The sequence below is a fragment of the Vibrio methylphosphonaticus genome (assembly GCF_023634655.1).
Lineage (GTDB): Bacteria > Pseudomonadota > Gammaproteobacteria > Enterobacterales > Vibrionaceae > Vibrio > Vibrio methylphosphonaticus.
The window spans coordinates 52,857-70,445 of the sequence record NZ_JAMKMS010000019.1; the positions used below are offsets into that span (position 1 = coordinate 52,857).

A 17,589-nucleotide genomic window follows, 5' to 3' on the forward strand; every position below is an offset into this window, starting at 1 on the left:
GTAAGTGTGAGAAGCCCTCGGCGTAAAATCTATAAATAATTCTTTTAAATCAAAGGCATTAGACTATGGTCTAACGGTCAAAACTAGGGTGACGACAGTAATCCATGTTATTCTTGTGGTATAGCTTAGATCTGAACAAGGATGGTTTATGAACTTCCCTTATAAAAATATTGTGGTTTTAACGGGTGCGGGCATCTCAGCTGAGTCGGGGATACAAACATTTCGGACACAAGATGGGCTGTGGGAAAACCACAGAATAGAAGATGTCGCTACGCCTGAAGGCTTTGTTCGTGATCCGGATTTAGTTCAAACGTTCTATAATCAAAGGCGTAAAAAGCTTCAACAACCCAGCATTATCCCTAATGCCGCTCATATTGCATTGGGCCAACTTGAACGAGATCTTGATGGTTCCGTTACCATCATTACGCAAAATATCGATAACCTTCATGAGCGGGGTGGCAGTGATAATGTCATTCATATGCATGGGGAATTGCTAAAAGCCCGATGCTCTGAGTCTGGACAAGTGATCGATATGAAAGAAGACATTGTTACAGGTGATTTGTGCCATTGCTGTCAATTACCGAGCCAGATTCGCCCCCACATTGTTTGGTTTGGTGAAATGCCGTTAAAGATGGGAGATATTTATTCAGCGCTTGAGGCTGCAGACCTGTTTATTTCGATCGGTACATCGGGTGTGGTTTACCCGGCTGCTGGCTTTGTGCACGATGCAAAAATGCATGGTGCGCATACTATAGAAATTAACCTTGAGCCCAGCGCCGTTCAAAGTGAATTTGAAGAAAAACGATACGGTAAAGCGAGTCTAGAAGTTCCAAAATTAGTGAGAGAACTCTTGGCATTGCAAACTCAAGACCACGAGACATTATTGTAATACAACACGGATTCCATACCTGCCATCAATTCGTTATTGTTGATAACAAAATAAATGGATAACAAAAAAAGCCCTCATTTTAAAATGAGGGCTTTGATTTAGAGTGAATAGGGTAGTCGTAACGTAATGCTCGCAGCCCTATTAGTCACGCTAGACTATCTTAATTGTCAACTTTAAGCTTTTGGAAGTACTCTTCGTAAAGCGCACCAGCTTCACCTACTTCATCTTGCCACGTACCTGAATCCATCACCTCTTGTGGTGGGAAGACATTTTTGTCTTCAGCAAATTCTTTTGGTAGGAGCGGGTAAGCCGTTTTTACTGGTGTTGGGTAGCCAATTTCCAATGCTATTTTAGCAGCATTTTCTGGACGTAGTAGGAAGTCAATCATCTTATGAGCGGCTTCAACATTCTTAGCACCCGATGGAATCGCTAAGCTGTCCATCCAGAAAATCGTGCCTTTTTCTGGCCAAACGATTTCAATGGATGCCCCTTCTTGACGAGCCATATAAGCAGAACCATTCCAAAGCATACCCAGTGATACCTCACCGGCTAAATAAGGGTTGGCGGGGAAATCTGAGTTAAATACCAATACATTTGGAACGAGCTTACGCAGTTCTTCGTACGCGGCTTTAATTTCTTCGGGATTTGTCGTGTTTGGAGAGTAACCCAGTTTTGTTAGCGCAATATGGAAGACTTCGCGAGAGTCATCCATCATCATCAACTGACCTTCCCACTTTTGATCCCACAAGTCATCCCAGCTATTAACTGCAGATTTATCGAGCATGTCGGTGTTAACGCCAATGCCTGTTGCGCCCCAAATATAAGGAATAGAAAAGTTGTTATCAGGGTCGAACGGTTTATCTAAATAGTTAACATCAAGATCTTGAAAGTGTGATAGTTGGTCTTTATCTATTTCTTGCAGCATGCCTTCTTTACGCATCTTTGAAACAAAATACGTAGAAGGAACCACTAAATCATAACCCGAACCTTGAGTTTTCAACTTAGCGTACATGCTTTCGTTAGACTCATAGGTTGAATAAATGACTTTAATCCCTGTTTCTTTAGTAAAGTCCTCTAATACTTCACTTGGAATGTATTCAGACCAGTTGTAGAAATAGAGTTCTTCGTTGGCAGCAAACGCCGGGGTAGTGAAGAGAGTCGCCGCACAAAGGGCGCTAGCATACAGTTTGCTTTTCATTACTTTTCCGTTTGTATTTTATTAACTAAAGCGCCATAGAACGCATGACAATTTGATGATGGTTTAGTCATTAACATCAAATTACTTTGGACGTCATAGATAATTTGACGTAAGTCACAAGATTATATCAGTGATTGAATGATATCTCTATGTAGCTGTTTACAAAAAATAAACGTTTAGAATGTAATAGGGCGTCTAGAAATAATAAAGGTGGCATCTGCCACCTTTATTTAAGGAAAGTAGCGAAACTACTGTCCAGCTTTTAGCTTCATGAAATAATCTTCGTACGCAACGGTCTTATCGCCCACTGAGTCTTGCCATTCAACTCGATCTAAATCTTCCTGAGAAGGAAATAGGGCTGGTTCATGCTTGAACTTGTCGTTTGACGCTTTTACTGCGGTCAAGTAGCCCGTGTCATTTGAGATTTGCTCTGCAATGTCTGGACGCAGCAGGAAATCTATCATCTTGTGGGCGGCTTCAACGTTGGTGGCGCCTGAGCTGATAGCAAAGTTGTCGACCCAACCAATGCCGCCTTCTTTAGGGAAAACCAGCTGTAAAGGGACGCCTTCTTTTTGCGCAGCAGCAGCTGAACCGTTCCACAGCATACCCAAACCGACTTCGCCAGACATATACGGTGAACCAGGGTTATCTGAGTTAAACACCAATACGTTTGGCATTAGCTTTTGAAGTTCAGCATACGCCTCATCAATTTGAGCTTGATCAGTTGTATTACCAGAATAGCCCAGTTTACGTAACGCGATGTGGAACACTTCACGAGTATCGTCCATCATCATTAACTGGCCTTCTAACTCAGGCTTCCATAAATCTGCCCAGCTGGTGAAGTCATTTGGATCGTACATGTCGGTATTGACCGCAAGACCCGTAATCGCGACAACGTGAGGGATCGAGTAATCGTTATTTGGGTCATACGGCTTGTCTAGGTAATTGATGTCAAGGTTACCGAAATTACTGAGTTTACTCTTGTCAATTTTTTGTAGCATCCCTTCATCACGCATTTTCGCGACGAAGTAGGTGGATGGAACGACAAGATCATAACCTTTATTATGTGTTTTCAACTTAGCATAAAGGGTTTCATTAGACTCATAAGTTGAATAAATGACTTTTATGCCTGTTTCCTCAGTGAACTGCTCGAGGATGTTGCTGTTGATGTAAGGTCCCCAATTCATGAAGACCAATTGTTGCTCTTTAGCACTCACCATGCCTGATGCAAGAGAAAGTGCACATGCACTACCAGCTAATAAAGTAGCCCATTTTTTCATTGACGTAAGCTCCAAACAAACGCTGCCATAATGGCATAAATAAAAAAAGCAGAGTGACGCCGTCACTCTGCTCTCACTTTTAAAATTGACGACAGTAGACCATTACTTAATTTTTTCGCGAGCAAGAAACTGCGACATCATGACCAAAGCCAACGACACAATAAGCATAATGGTTGCTAGGGCGTTCACTTCCGGAGAAATCCCAACCTTCACCATTGAGTAAATCTTCAGCGGTAAAATTTCATAAGTCGGCCCAGTAACAAACGAGCTCACAATGACATCATCAAGAGATAATGTGAAACTTAGCAACCAGCCGCCGGCTACTGCAGGCTTAGCCAGTGGCAGAATAATCTGCTTTAGGATTGTCCACTCGCTTGCACCAAGATCTTTTGCTGCCTCTAACATTTTAACGTCAAAGCCTTTTAAGCGGCTATAAACGGTTACAACAACAAACGGCAAACAAAACGTGATGTGTGCGACCAGTAGGGTTAAGAAACCAAGTTGAACGCCCATTACCAAGAAAATGGCCAGTAATGAAATAGCCATAACAATGTCAGGGGACATCATAACGATAAATAATAAACCACTTACCGCTTGCTTACCTTTAAACTGATATCGAAACAGCGCTACCGCAGTCAAACTGCCAATTAACGTCGCTGCCGTCGCAGAAAATACGGCAACATTAATCGAATGCCAAGCCGCTTGCATAAGGCTATCGTTATTGAACAGTGCGTGATACCACTTGGTGGTGAGACCACCCCATTTCATACCGAATTTATTGGCATTAAAGGAGTTAGCAATCAATACAATGATTGGTAAGTACAAAAATGCATAAACTAATGTCATGAAACCAAATTTAGCAGTGCGACCCATTATTCGAGCTCCACTTTACGGTTTAATAATTTACCTGCTCGATAGTAGGCATAGAGCATAACGGCCATTGCTGTTGTTAGAGCAATACTGGTCGCCGCACCAAATGGCCAATCTCTCGCATTAAGAATTTGGCTCTTAATTACGTTACCAATGAGTAGGTTTTTCGCTCCGCCAAGCAGGTCGGCAATATAGAACATACCGAGTGCAGGTAAAAGCACCAACAAACAGCCACCAATAATGCCTGGCATAGTTAGAGGCAAAATAACCTTCGTAATAGTTTGCCATTTACTTGCGCCCAAATCTTTTGCCGCTTCGATATAGGTATGATCCAATTTCTCTAACGCTGAGTAGAGAGGAAGAATCATAAACGGCAGTAAAATATAGACTAAACCGATCATGACAGCGGTTTCCGTATACATAATACGAAGCGGCTTATCAATAATATCCAGTGCTAGTAGGCCTTTATTCAATATTCCCTGAGTACCTAGAACTATTTTTAAACCATAAGTACGAATCAAAGAGTTCGTCCAAAAAGGTACAATCACTAGGAAGAGCATAAACGGACGCCATTTTTCTGGCATCTTGGCAACGATGTAGGCAAACGGATAGCCAATAACAAGACAAATTAAGGTCGCGACAATCGCCATGTAGAACGAATGCATGACTACTTTGGCGTATAACGGGTCCAACAAACGGGCATAGTTATTAAGCGTAAACGTCATCTCAATGAGATTAGCTTCGTCCCGAGTTAAAAAACTTGTGCCGATGATCATCACATTTGGGATTAATACGAAGAGTACTAACCAGCTAACGATTAATGCGATGATGGCATTTTGTAAACTAAATTTCTTGCTCATCTTTTAATACCACTTCCCAGCTTTCAACCCAAGTAACGGCAACTTTTTGACCTAAAGAGTGGTCAACATCAGGATCATCTTCATTAAAGAATTCACTGACCATTACACGCATTCCAGATTCAAGTTCTACAACAGAATCAAGCGTCATGCCTTTGTAGGTACGCTCAGCAACATGGCCAACAATACCTTTGGTTTCGGACTCTTTGATTTCTTCTATTCGTAAATCTTCTGGGCGAAGTAATACTTGTAACTTTTCACCATCGGTACAAGGCTGGTCGTGATAAACAATACACTCTTGACCTTCAATCACAGCTTGAATGCGCTTATCGTCAATGCGTTGATTAACCGTCGCGTTGAAGACATTAATCTCGCCAATAAAGCGTGCTACGAACAGGTTTTTAGGCTCTTCATAAATTTCACGCGGTGACCCGTCTTGTTCAATTACGCCATCTCGCATAACGATAATGCGATCAGACATTGATAACGCCTCTTCTTGGTCATGAGTGACGAAAATAAAGGTAATGCCCAACTGACGTTGTAGTTGCTTTAGCTCAATCTGCATTTGCTTACGGAGTTTGTAATCAAGTGCTGACAACGATTCATCAAGTAATAATACTTTTGGTTTATTCACCACAGCTCTAGCAATTGCGATACGTTGTTGCTGACCACCAGAAAGTTGATGAGGTTTACGTTGCGCCATTTTTTCAAGCCGAACCATTTTAAGCGCTTCCGTCACTCTCGGTTCAATGTCCGCGCTTGGCACTTTTTGCATACGCAGGCCAAACGCGACGTTTTCAAAAACCGTCATGTGCGGGAATAGGGCGTAGCTTTGGAAGACGGTATTGACATGCCTTTGCTCAGCAGGAACTTCGGTGACATCTTGGTCTGCAAGACTAATAGAACCGTTATCTACGGTTTCAAAACCTGCAATCATTCTGAGTACGGTTGTTTTACCGCAACCTGAAGGACCTAAGATAGTAAGAAACTCACCATGATTTACGTTTAAGTCTAGATTTGCGATGATTTCCTTACCATCGAAACTTTTACTTACACCAGCTAGTTGAATGACTGGTGTTCCTACTGATTGTTTAGCGTTCAATGTCTGCTTATCTCCACCTTGGCCGTTTGGTTTTTCTTGGCCTGTTGCGATACACGATTAAGGCGCGCATCATAATCACCAATGGGGTGAAATCAAAGTACTTTTTATCTTGAAACAAAAAAAATTTCGCAGGTAAAACTAAACATTATTAACCATACTTGTTTCAGAAAGCTTCAAGATGAAAAATTCACCTTATCAAGTGGTTAATTATTATCCAAAAAGATAATAAAGCAAGCTTATTAGCGTGATAATCGTTACGTGATACCGCTATAATGGCGCAGCCTTTTTAACGGAAAAATAGACGTTCGCATTCTTAAGTGTGACATGGAAAAACTATGAAAAATGATTTTGAAAGAGACTTCAATTTAGGTGGAAGTATTGAGCGAGCGGTATCGGGTCAGTATGAATTAAAAGCCGGCGACGTATTTCAAGAAGCATGGAAACAAACCATGAAGCATTTCATGTCGTTCTCTCCTGCGATCATCGCTCTTATTTTTGTTCAGCTAGGTATCTTTTATGTCGCGCTCAAACTTCAGCTGGGCGATCCGAGCCTGATCTTACAAGCTTTTCAGGACCCATCATTACTTGATGAACGAATCTTTCAAGCTATTTTTGTCGCCAATTTCAGTTATGAAGTCGTAAGCGCACCGTTTTATGCCAGCGTGTCATTAATGGCAATGAGTCATGCATGTGGTTTGACAACGAAGTCTCGTCATATTGCAAAAGGTTTACAGTTTACCGTGCCAGTCATTATTGCTACGTTAGCAAGCCTTGTACTACAGGGCGTAGTTGGGATGATGCTGCCGTTCATCTCTATGTATCTGTCGCTAGCGTTTAGTCAGTCGATATTACTTATTTGTGAAAAACGTATTCCACCAATGCAATCGCTTTTACTGTCATTGCGCGCGGTAAATAAGAAAATTTTTGTTCTTGCAGGTATCTATACGCTTATGATGCTGATGTTTATCGTTGGCGCTATGTTCTACGGAATAGGACTGATCTTTGTCTTACCATTTTTCTTCCACGTAAAAGGTATTTTATATCGCGAAATGTTTGGCATTAAACTTCAAATAACCGCGAATCAAGATGATGATACTGATGAAGGTCAAGGTCGACCACCACACGATAATGGCAACGACAGTAATAACGATAAACCAAACAAAAACCCTGAGGTTTTCGATGCGTAAGACGCACAAGCTAGTTACAGCCGCCGTGTTGCTGTCGGGCAGTACGTTGTGGTACCTGAATCAAGAGAACGAAAGCTATGATGGCAATGATGCTTCAGAGACAGCACTGACGCCAATCTCAGATTCACCACCGGACATTGGTGCGATTACCGACATTAAAGAAAAGAAACAAACATTTTTTGATTATTTAAGACCTGGGGTCGCCATAGAAAATGCGCGAATAGTGAACGAGCGTAAGCGAATTTTACAATTGAAGCTGGCCCTCGATGAGCAATCTTTAACGCAAGAGCAAATTGAAACCGCTAAGCGAATAGGGCGATTATACAATCTTGAGCCTTCCGAGGTGACCTATGAGTGGGTTGAGCAAATTCTACAGCGCGTCGACGTATTACCAGAGTCATTGGTGTTAACACAGGCCGCCAATGAATCGGCCTGGGGAACGTCTCGTTTTGCAAAAGAAGCCAACAACTATTTCGGGCAATGGTGTTATAGCAGCGGATGTGGCCTAGTGCCTCTGCAGCGTGGGGAAGGTAAAACACATGAGGTTGCTAAGTTTTCATCGCCTCAGCAATCTATTCATGGGTATTTCATGAATGTAAATAGAAACAATGCCTATAGTGAACTTCGAGCTATCCGTACTCAATTACGTGAGAGTGGAGCATCGCCATTGACGGAAACCTCCGCACTGGCGATGACAAATGGTTTGCTTCGTTACTCTGAGCGCGGTGAGGCATACGTCAAAGACTTACAAGCGATGATTCGCCATAATGAAGAATTCTGGACATCAAAATAAAAACTATGAAAAAAGCAGCCAACTTAGCCTTACTTGGACTGATCGCGGGCGTGTTAGCCATGCCTGCAACAGCACAAGAATATCGTTTTACCTACTCTAAACTCTATTCTCAAATGAAGAACAATATCAAAGAAGGACATGAAGACGTTAAGGTCGGATTTTTCTTTGTGGATGCCCAGACCCAGCAGCTATGTACTATTGATAAAGCTTGGATGGAAAAAGAGGAAAAATACGAAGAGTTAAAGACAAGCAAATACAACGAGTTACTAGTTCCGTTAGACGGTAATTTGAAGCAGGCAAATCCATTGGTCTACATACAAACGCCACCAATGAGACAATGTGACTTTTCTATGGTTGTGATGACTAAAGAACCGCTAGCTGGGAAGGTGTCTTATCAAGATATTGCAAATCTTTTGCCGCAAATGCAGACCATGCTTACCGATCTTGGCGGTATGTTTTCTGGTTGGTTTACCGCAGATGTTGCTGGGCTTACTTTAGAGTTTGCTGAACTATCGGACGGTCGTATTGAGCTATCCGATGGAGCGTTTATCGAAATTTCTGATGGTAAAGCTCAAGTCTTACTCGAACAAATAGATAAAAACGGTTTCATGCAGCTTCCCGCGAAAACGAGCCGAGTATTACCATATATCCCTAGTGCAAATTAACTGCGTTGGCGAGCTAGATGCTGGCCGATGTCGCTAATTGACAGACAAAACAAGCAAGTAATAGGCTGACTATTATTTTGCTTGTTTTCACATCCTACAAAACAAAGTATAATCCGCGCCCTAGAACGCATCCGACGGTCAATGATCGTCGAACAAGTCGGTAGTATGAGAAATCGCAATGAATCAAAAAGATACCAGAAAAGAGACACTTGAATTCAACAAACTCCAAAAACGCCTTAGGAGAAATGTTGGTAATGCCATCATAGATTACAACATGATTGAAGAGAATGATGTGGTCATGGCATGTATCAGTGGTGGTAAAGACTCATTTGCGATGCTCGATATTTTGTTACGATTGAAAGAAGCGGCGCCAATTCATTTTGACGTTGTAGCGGTCAATCTCGATCAGAAACAACCAGGGTTCCCTGAGCACATTTTGCCTGAGTACTTTGAAACATTGAATATTCCTTATTACATTGTTGATAAAGATACCTATTCAGTCGTGAAGGAGAAAATCCCTGAAGGTAAAACAACATGTGGCCTATGTTCACGTTTACGCCGCGGCACCTTATATTCGTTTGCAGAAAAAATTGGTGCGACTAAAATCGCATTGGGTCATCATCTAGACGATATTGTTGAAACTATGTTTTTAAACATGTTCCATGGTGCACGTTTAAAGGCGATGCCGCCTAAGCTTCGTTCAGATGATGGTCGTAATGTGGTCATTCGTCCGCTGACGTATTGTCGTGAAGCTGATTTGATCCAGTATGCTGAGCATAAAGAATTCCCAATTATTCCGTGTAACCTTTGTGGCTCGCAAGAAAATCTACAGCGCCAAAGTATTAAAGCAATGCTGATTGATTGGGATAAGAAGACCCCCGGTCGCGTAGAAAAGATTTTCAAGTCGATTCAAAATGTAAGCCCAAGCCAATTAGCGGATAAAGATTTATTTGATTTCGAAAACCTCCCGATTGATAGAGAAGGAGAGCGCGCTCAATACGGGTTTAACGAAGCGGAAATTTCATCTTCAAACATCGATGAGTCGATGTTTATCAATGTTGCAAATATCTAGCGGTCATCAGTGCTGCCCCTTTCCGGATATGCACTGACGAACAAGCAGCAAAAAGCCCCATAAATGGGGCTTTTTGCTAATGGCCTCTTTTTTTTAACCGCCTCTTTTTGACAACGGCTTATGGGTGACCGTATCTAACACTGACTAGTGACCTTACTCGTCGTTTGGTGCTAGTGGGCTAATGTAACCATCAGGTTTAAGCGCAAGCACATCACAATTAATCTTATCAATCACATGCTCAGCTGTATTACCAATGAAAACAGCAGATAGCCCCGTGCGCCCAGTTGTACCTAAAATAACCATTGCAGCGTCCAAGCGTTTTGCCACTTCAGGAATAATGTCTTCCGGTAACCCTTGCTCAACGATGGTTTGCTCTTCTGCGTAACCATGTTTTTGACGTAATGCTTTCATCGCAGTGAGGTGGTGACCTCTTACCGCATCAGTGTAAGTTGCTGGGTCAAACTCCGGCAGTTCTATGGTGATATTAGCGGGAGTTACAGGGTAGGAGTTAACCAGATAGCCCGTCGCCCCCAAACGCTCGGTTAAACTATCAAGTTGTTGAATCATGCTATCGTTGAGATCAATATGCGTTGGGTTTTCTGAGCCTACATGAACGGAAGCTACGATATTGGCGTCGGCTGGCCAGTCAGAGTTTTTCACTAATAACACCGGAGCAGGGCATTTCCTAATAAGGTGCCAATCGGTGGGGGTGAAAATAACAGACTCTAAGATGTCATGTTTGCGGGTCGCCTTGATAACAATATCGTGACCATCTTCAAATACTTTTTCAATAATGGCAACGTAAGGGCGATTGTGCCAAACGACTTTGATTTCCAAATCAAAACTGTCGTCAGTAAATGGGTCAGCAAGTGTTTTCATCCATTCTTCACGCTGCTGAATAACGCCACGTCGCATGGCATCTCTTTCATCATGGGAAAGCATCGATGTCATGTCATAAGAAAAATCATAAATAGAGAGAAAAAACGATATCCGACTTCTTGAGCGGCTTTTCTTTGCAAGCTGTACAGCACGAACAAGAGCAGGTTGCTCTTCGCTATTTAAATTAGCAACGACGAGAATGTTATTGTATATGCTCATAGAGTCTCCTTACCAAAATGGTAACTTCGTTCACTTAACTTTAGCGCACTTAGGAGAATCTTTTTAGAGAAAGTAAGGGGTTAGGGGAAGAAATTTGAAGTGGCTCATCAAAGAGCCACTATATTAAGCAACAAAGTAAGCGAAAGACTACTCTTTAGATACGCCAGCCATTTCCATCAACGCGTCATGGTCGATAATGGTGATGTACTTGCCTTTTACACTTAGGACTTCTGACTTTTGAAAGCGACCGAGTAGACGACTGATCGTTTCTACGGTTAAGCCCAGATAATTACCAATATCGCCTCGAGTCATAGTCAGGCGAAATTCTCTTGGGCTAAAGCCGCGTTGAGAGAAGCGCGTAGATAGGTTATAAAGAAAAGCCGCAAGACGTTCTTCAGCATTTTTCTTTGACAACAAGAGGATCATCTCTTGGTCACCTTTAATTTCATTCGACATCAAACGCATGATTTGCTGACGTAACTTAGGCATTTTGCCCGAAAGGTCGTCTAAGATTTCATACGGTATTTCACATACCATTGATGTTTCTAGTGCTTGAGCAAAACTTGGGTGCTCATCGTCAGTGATAGCATCAAATCCGACGAGGTCGCCAGCTAAATGAAAAGCAGTAATCTGTTCATCACCTTGCTCTGTAATGGTGTAACTTTTAATAGTTCCAGAGCGAATAGCATAAAGAGACTTTAGTTCATCGCCAGCTTTAAACAGCTCTTGACCCTTTTGAAAGGGTTTTTTACGTTCAATAATTTGATCAAGTTGATCCAGCTCTGCTTCATTCAAAGTGAACGGAATACACAGTTGACTAATACTACAATCTTGACAATGGATGGCACAGCCACCTGATTGAATTCGTTTTGCTGCAGGTTTTTCAGAAATCATAACAACCTATCACTATTTGATGTACATCAATATTTTATCATTCCTTACCTCTAAAGGGTAGCTAAAAAATCAATGATAAAACAATCATCTATTAGTTTGCGTTAAAAATAGTCACCGCATCGTAACCTGTATATAAGCCATATATCAGTATGGAAAATGCGGCTATATTACGAAATTTAGCTGAATTTTGCAGGGATTGTAGTTTAGCAGCGCTGCTGCCTACTAACAGCATGGCGGGTAGAGTGCCTAAACCAAATGCAAGCATCGTCATCGCGCCACCGAGTGCACTTCCCGAGACGGCAGCCCACGTAAGCGTTGAATAAACCAGCCCACATGGTAGCCAACCCCAAAGGAACCCAAATGGGATAGCGTAACTTGAATGTTTAAGAGGAAGGAGCTTGTTCGCGAGAGGTGAAATACTCTTCCATAATAGCTGCCCCAATTTTTCCACTTTCAATAGACCATTCCACCAACGCCCAACGTAGAGCGCGAGTAAGATCATGAAAAGTGCGGCTAGTATTCGTAACAACGATAGCGCATGGTTAAATTGAGATAACGTTGCAATCCCTGCAATCATTCCGCCTACCACACTACCGATCATTACGTAGCTAATCAATCGACCGAGATTGTAGTTTATGATGAGTAAGGTAGGGGTATTATGCGGTTGCCCAATAGATAACAACGACGCTATGCCACCGCACATTCCCATACAGTGGCCCGCGCCTAATAGACCGATGGTAAAAGCGCCTAAAAGATCAAGAGTCACGTTGATCTTCTTCTTTTTTGTTTGGCTCTGTTTCTGTTGTCACATCTTCATCAAAGAGAATGTTGTGCCCTTGACGCTCCAAATCTTCAAACTGTTCACTTTTAACGGCCCAGAGAAAGATGCCAACAGCCACGCAGACAAGTACGATAGCGATAGGGATTAATATATACAGACTTTCCATGCTATTGGTCTTCTTTTAGTAAACGTAGCGAGTTAGAGACAACGATAATCGAGCTTGCGGACATACCGACAACAGCTACATACGGCGCGACCAGTCCAGCTACGGCAAGAGGAAGAATCAGTAGATTATATCCCAAAGACCACGCTAAGTTCTCTCTAATAATCTTTCGTGTCTGAATTGCCAGTTTACGGGCGGCTAATAGTCGGTCTAAACGATCGCTAAGTAGCACCAAGTCCGCTGAGGCTTTGGCCACATCTGTACCCCCGCCCATCGCGACAGAAAGGTGTGCACCTGCAAGCGTAGGGGCATCGTTAATGCCATCACCAATCATTAACGTAACATCGTTGCCATCGACCGTATTCAGGAACGCTAGTTTATCGCTTGGGGACGCACTAGCCACAATAGAAGAAATGCCAATTTCTTGTGCTACAGGCGCTGCATTCGCTAATGTATCACCGGTAAGAAGAGTGGTTTTCACACCCGCTAAGTGCATTTGTTCAATGAAGTCTTTGGCTTCTTTTCGAATTGGATCTCGGTAATTAAAACTTGCGATGTGTTGACCATTTAACGACAAGTAAACGGTGTTCTTGGCGTCATCTGTTCGACCTAAAACAAACTGAGCGTTACCGATTTTGATTTGCGCATTATTCCACTGTCCTGTGAGCCCAGAACCGATGACGTTTTCTACCTGTGTTACTTGAGTATCGGTTTCACAAGCAGGTATCTGTTCATTGTAAACCTTAAAGGCGCGCGCAATAGGGTGGTTAGCATGACTTTCTAGCGATGCGGCTAATGAAAGAACTACGGCTTCAGAGTACTCACCAAAAAGGGTAGTCTTTGATATTTCGATGTCGCCATGTGTAAGTGTTCCAGTTTTATCAACAATTAGGTGATTAACTTTGCACAAGGTTTCGAATACGTGACCACGGCGAGATAAAATGCCTAGAGACCCCATCCTAGAACTTGAACACGTAATTGCAGTAGGTGTAGCAAGGGATAGCGCACAAGGGCAGGTTGCAACTAGTACGGACAACATTATCCAGAACGCGTCGTCAGGCTTACTTTGATGCCAGTAAAACCAAGTAAGTGCAGCAATAATTAGAATAATCGCGACGAAATATCGCGCGACAATGTCAGCTATTTCAGCAATTTTAGGTTTGCTTAACTGCGCTTCATCTTGTAATCGTACAATGCTTGAAATCATAGAGTCAGCTTTGCTGCAGCGGACTTCAAGATCAAACGCTTCGTCACCGTTTAATGTGCCAGCGTAAACGGTATCATGTTGATGTTTTACGACAGGCAAAGACTCACCTGTGAGCATTGATTCGTCAACATGAATCCGACCGTTTAAAACAACGCCGTCAGCTGGGATATGTTCTCCGGGCAAAACACGGACTTGATCACCTACTTGCAATGACTTAACGGGGATCTGTTCTCCATCTAGCGTTATGGCAATAGCTGGAATGAGCTTCAGAAGGTTGCCGCTGGCTGCTGCTGCCTTGCGTCGTGCACGCATCTCAAGGTAACGACCAACCAATAAAAAGAAGGTAAACATTGAGATAGATTCAAAAAACACTTCTCCTTGCTCAGTTACCGTCGCCACTAAACTTGCGACATATGCAAAAATTAGTGCGATAGAAACCGGAACATCCATGCCCAGCGTTCGACCCTTTAAGCTTCGCCATGCATTCAAATAGAAGGGGAGTGCGGAATACAGTAAAACTGGGGTAGCAAATATTAAGCTCACCCAACGGAAGTAATTTTTGAACTCTGGCTCTAAGCTGCCGAAAACCTCTAAATAAAGTGCTACAGCCAACATCATGACTTGCATAGTCGCCAACCCGGCGATCCCAAGTCGATAGAGATACTGCTTCATAGTTTGGTGATAGGCGGCTTCTTGTTTATCCGCCTCGAATGGCGCGGCTTTGTAACCTAACTCATGGATCGCAGACAAAAGAGTACTGAGTTTGGTTTGAGTACTATCCCATTTTAAAATTGCACGATTGGTCGTGGTGTTGACACGAATGGAGAGCATACCTGACTCGGTGGACATTCGTTTCTCAATAAGCCAAGCACAAGCGGCGCATGACACACCTTCAATCGAGAGAGTAACTTCTTTCTCATCCTCTTGACTACGGACAAACTCGCCTTGTATGTCTTCATTGTCGTAATGGATGAGCGCTTTTAATTGTTCTGGTACTAAGTCGGCTTTTTCCGCAGGTGCGGTGCGGTACTGGTAATAAGATACCAGTCCGCTATCAACGATGGTTTGCGCCACACTCTCACAGCCTGGACAGCACATGTCCCGGTCTTCATCGAGAATGTGTACGCAAAAATTCGTGTTGGCTGGTACTTCTTCACCGCAGTGATAACACGATTTACACATAGTTAGTCTATTAATACTGGATCAGAGGAAGGGAAGGTAACACGGCCTTGAATCATCCACGCTTTATCATGTGGTTGCAATTCAACAAACCAAGGTCCCTGCATATCATGGTCAAGGGTTAATCGGTACGTACCCTTTGCATCGGCAGTTAACAGTTTTTCAAAATCTTGGTCTGGTAAAGTACGATGCGTAAACGTGGTAGTCAACGCAGGAAAGTTATCCAATTCACCTTTATCAAAAGCGATAAGAATGACGTTTTTATCAGACGAGATAGAGGCATTGAGTTGGAGATCACGGGCAACATTGACTTTAGTAATATCAACGTTAATCCCTTTGCCTTTTTTATAGTAATCCTCAGCGACTAGGTCTACAGAGTTTTGGGAAAAAATTAGTACCACATAGAGCGTACCAACAACAACAGAGAGTGGCAACGCGATTAGAAACCACGGCCAGAATTGTTTATACCAAGGCTTTACCATAAAAAAGTTCTCAACAGCTGACTAAGAAAGAGATTATAAATTATCTAGAAAAGACAGCCCCTTACAAGGGGCTGTTATTGAAATGTTACTTATTTTTCAGAATTGCTTAGGCTCCAGACATAGGCAGATACAAGTTGAACTTTTTCTTCACCTAAAATGTCTTTCCAAGCTGGCATTACGCCTGAACGACCGTTCATAACGGTTTCAGTCACGTCTGCACGAGAGTCGCCAAATAACCAATCTTGATCGGTCAAGTCTGGTGCGCCAACAGCAGGGTTACCCTTACCATCAGTACCGTGACAAGCTGCACAGACAACGAAGCGTGATTTACCCGCTTCTGCTTCACGAGCATTGACTTTACGTCCAGATAAGCTGAGCGTATAGCTAACCACTTCGCGAACACCGTCTTCACCTAATGCATCTTTCCAACCTGGCATTTGACCAATACGACCATGCATAATGGTCGTAACGATAGCCTGAGGCTCACCACCATATAACCACGCGTTGTCGGTTAGATTAGGGAAGCCTTTCTGACCACGAGCTGATGAACCATGACACTGAGAACAGTTTTGCAAGAACAAACGTTGGCCGACTTTGATCGCTTCGTTGTCAGCCGCAATTTCCGGAATAGGGCGTAAACCACCATCCGACGTTTTTGCTAAACGGTTAAATGCTTCACCAAAGTAAGCTTCTGCATCACCAAGTTCTTTCGCATATTGATCCAATTGCTTGTTGGCAGTCGATGCCGCTACAGACGCTCTTGACTCTTCAATTGACTGTACGTTCTGGTCTGAACTTGTCCAGCCCAATAGACCTTTAAAGTTACCAAGACCTGGGTACAGTGCCAAATAAATCGCAGAGAAAACAAACGTACCAATGAACAAATATGTCCACCATTTCGGTAGCGGGTTGTTTAGCTCACGAATACCATCGTATTCGTGACCCATGTCAGCACCTTCTTCGACGCCCATTTTGTCACGTAGACACCAGATGAGTAGGGCAGCACAACCAACCAACGTACCGATAGTGATGACAATAATGAATAGACTCCAAAATGTAGTCATTATTTAATCACTCCTTCTTTTTCGGAGGCAGTTGGTTGTTCATCAGCAAAGACTAAGTTTGCTGCTTCATCAAACCGGCTTTTGCGGTTTTTACCGTAAGCCCACCAAACAATACCAATAAAACAACCGAACAAAACTACGGTCCAAATACTGTGAATAGTACCGATATCCATAATTTCCTCCTTATTTCATCGCGTGGCCAAGAGACTGAAGATAAGCAATGATGGCATCCATCTCTGTCTTACCTTTTACATCGCTCTCAGCGCTCGCAATTTGCTCATCCGTGTACGGAACACCAAATTGATTACGGAAGATTTCAAGTTTCTTCTGTGTCAATTTACCGTCCAACTCGTTTTCCGCCAACCAAGGGAAGCCTGGCATGTTGGATTCTGGAACCAATTCACGTGGATCAATTAAGTGAACACGATGCCATTCATCAGAATAACGATCGCCAACACGGGCAAGATCAGGTCCAGTACGTTTTGAACCCCAAAGGAAAGGATGTTCCCAAACACTTTCACCAGCAACAGAGTAGTGACCGTAGCGCTCTGTTTCTGAACGGAACGGACGAATCATTTGGCTGTGACATACGTTACAACCTTCACGGATGTAAATGTCGCGACCTTCCATCTCTAGTGCGCTGTAAACACGTAAGTTTTTCACCGGTTCTGTTGTTTGCTTCTGGAACATTAGTGGCACAATCTCAACGAGAGCACCTAAACTAATGGCGAAAACAATCAAAATAGCCAGCAAGCCTACGTTGCGTTCAACGATTTCATGGCGATTTTTCGAATTTGAACTCATTCTC

19 protein-coding genes are annotated in these 17,589 nt (G+C 42.9%); 5 read left to right on the forward strand and 14 right to left on the reverse strand.

Annotated features, from left to right (window positions below; translation table 11 throughout):
* Positions 1–148: 148 nt before the first annotated feature.
* Entirely contained in the window at positions 149–889 is a 741-nt protein-coding gene (cobB, locus tag M9196_RS19015; protein ID WP_250619088.1) for a Sir2 family NAD+-dependent deacetylase, read from the forward strand.
* A 160-nt stretch (positions 890–1,049) separates the two neighbouring features.
* Here the strand turns inward: cobB and M9196_RS19020 are convergent, their stop codons facing one another.
* The 5 genes from M9196_RS19020 to potA all read right to left on the reverse strand — a co-directional run bounded on the left by M9196_RS19020 (position 1,050) and on the right by potA (position 6,196).
* Positions 1,050–2,087, reverse strand: coding sequence for an extracellular solute-binding protein (locus tag M9196_RS19020; protein WP_250619089.1), 1,038 nt, complete (start codon positions 2,085–2,087; stop codon positions 1,050–1,052).
* A 248-nt stretch (positions 2,088–2,335) separates the two neighbouring features.
* The gene (locus M9196_RS19025) at positions 2,336–3,367 is read right to left on the reverse strand and encodes an extracellular solute-binding protein (protein WP_250619090.1); all 1,032 of its coding nucleotides are present in this window, start codon (positions 3,365–3,367) and stop codon (positions 2,336–2,338) included.
* 102 nt (positions 3,368–3,469) lie between these two features.
* Positions 3,470–4,240 (reverse strand): spermidine/putrescine ABC transporter permease PotC, encoded by a 771-nt coding sequence (gene potC, locus M9196_RS19030; protein WP_250619091.1) that lies wholly within the window; start codon positions 4,238–4,240, stop codon positions 3,470–3,472.
* Positions 4,240–5,097, reverse strand: a complete 858-nt coding sequence (gene potB / locus M9196_RS19035) for a spermidine/putrescine ABC transporter permease PotB (protein WP_250619092.1) — start codon at positions 5,095–5,097, stop codon at positions 4,240–4,242. The genes potC and potB overlap by 1 nt, the downstream gene beginning before the upstream one ends.
* The gene (potA, locus tag M9196_RS19040) at positions 5,081–6,196 is read right to left on the reverse strand and encodes a spermidine/putrescine ABC transporter ATP-binding protein PotA (RefSeq protein ID WP_250619093.1); all 1,116 of its coding nucleotides are present in this window, start codon (positions 6,194–6,196) and stop codon (positions 5,081–5,083) included. Before potA ends, potB begins: the two co-directional genes overlap by 17 nt.
* Before the next feature lie 335 nt (positions 6,197–6,531).
* Here potA and M9196_RS19045 point away from each other — a divergent pair, with 335 nt between their 5' ends.
* The 4 genes from M9196_RS19045 (at position 6,532) to ttcA (ending at position 9,913) form a co-directional block, all read left to right on the forward strand.
* A complete protein-coding gene (locus tag M9196_RS19045) occupies positions 6,532–7,383 on the forward strand; it encodes a DUF2189 domain-containing protein (RefSeq protein WP_250619094.1) in 852 nt (283 codons plus the stop codon).
* A complete protein-coding gene (locus tag M9196_RS19050) occupies positions 7,376–8,176 on the forward strand; it encodes a glucosaminidase domain-containing protein (RefSeq protein WP_250619095.1) in 801 nt (266 codons plus the stop codon). The genes M9196_RS19045 and M9196_RS19050 overlap by 8 nt, the downstream gene beginning before the upstream one ends.
* Positions 8,177–8,181: 5 nt before the next feature.
* Positions 8,182–8,841: a DUF2987 domain-containing protein gene (locus M9196_RS19055; protein ID WP_250619096.1), complete on the forward strand. Its 660-nt coding sequence runs from the start codon at positions 8,182–8,184 to the stop codon at positions 8,839–8,841.
* A 178-nt stretch (positions 8,842–9,019) separates the two neighbouring features.
* A complete protein-coding gene (gene ttcA / locus M9196_RS19060; RefSeq protein WP_250619097.1) occupies positions 9,020–9,913 on the forward strand; it encodes a tRNA 2-thiocytidine(32) synthetase TtcA in 894 nt (297 codons plus the stop codon).
* A 153-nt stretch (positions 9,914–10,066) separates the two neighbouring features.
* On the opposite strand, the gene uspE is transcribed toward ttcA, so the two are convergent.
* The 9 genes from uspE to ccoO all read right to left on the reverse strand — a co-directional run bounded on the left by uspE (position 10,067) and on the right by ccoO (position 17,585).
* A complete protein-coding gene (gene uspE / locus M9196_RS19065; RefSeq protein ID WP_250619098.1) occupies positions 10,067–11,011 on the reverse strand; it encodes a universal stress protein UspE in 945 nt (314 codons plus the stop codon).
* Between the two features lie 147 nt (positions 11,012–11,158).
* Positions 11,159–11,905 (reverse strand): FNR family transcription factor, encoded by a 747-nt coding sequence (locus tag M9196_RS19070; protein WP_250619099.1) that lies wholly within the window; start codon positions 11,903–11,905, stop codon positions 11,159–11,161.
* A 91-nt stretch (positions 11,906–11,996) separates the two neighbouring features.
* A complete protein-coding gene (locus M9196_RS19075) occupies positions 11,997–12,671 on the reverse strand; it encodes a sulfite exporter TauE/SafE family protein (RefSeq protein ID WP_250619100.1) in 675 nt (224 codons plus the stop codon).
* Positions 12,661–12,852 (reverse strand): cbb3-type cytochrome oxidase assembly protein CcoS, encoded by a 192-nt coding sequence (ccoS, locus tag M9196_RS19080; RefSeq protein ID WP_250619101.1) that lies wholly within the window; start codon positions 12,850–12,852, stop codon positions 12,661–12,663. The genes M9196_RS19075 and ccoS overlap by 11 nt, the downstream gene beginning before the upstream one ends.
* Before the next feature lies 1 nt (position 12,853).
* The gene (locus M9196_RS19085) at positions 12,854–15,238 is read right to left on the reverse strand and encodes a heavy metal translocating P-type ATPase (RefSeq protein ID WP_250619102.1); all 2,385 of its coding nucleotides are present in this window, start codon (positions 15,236–15,238) and stop codon (positions 12,854–12,856) included.
* A 2-nt stretch (positions 15,239–15,240) separates the two neighbouring features.
* Positions 15,241–15,717, reverse strand: a complete 477-nt coding sequence (locus tag M9196_RS19090) for a FixH family protein (RefSeq protein WP_250619103.1) — start codon at positions 15,715–15,717, stop codon at positions 15,241–15,243.
* Positions 15,718–15,806: 89 nt separating this feature from the next.
* Entirely contained in the window at positions 15,807–16,781 is a 975-nt protein-coding gene (gene ccoP, locus M9196_RS19095; RefSeq protein ID WP_250619104.1) for a cytochrome-c oxidase, cbb3-type subunit III, read from the reverse strand.
* Entirely contained in the window at positions 16,781–16,954 is a 174-nt protein-coding gene (locus tag M9196_RS19100; protein WP_250619105.1) for a cbb3-type cytochrome oxidase subunit 3, read from the reverse strand. The genes ccoP and M9196_RS19100 overlap by 1 nt, the downstream gene beginning before the upstream one ends.
* A gap of 10 nt (positions 16,955–16,964) precedes the next feature.
* Positions 16,965–17,585, reverse strand: a complete 621-nt coding sequence (gene ccoO / locus M9196_RS19105; RefSeq protein ID WP_250619106.1) for a cytochrome-c oxidase, cbb3-type subunit II — start codon at positions 17,583–17,585, stop codon at positions 16,965–16,967.
* Positions 17,586–17,589 lie beyond the last annotated feature (4 nt).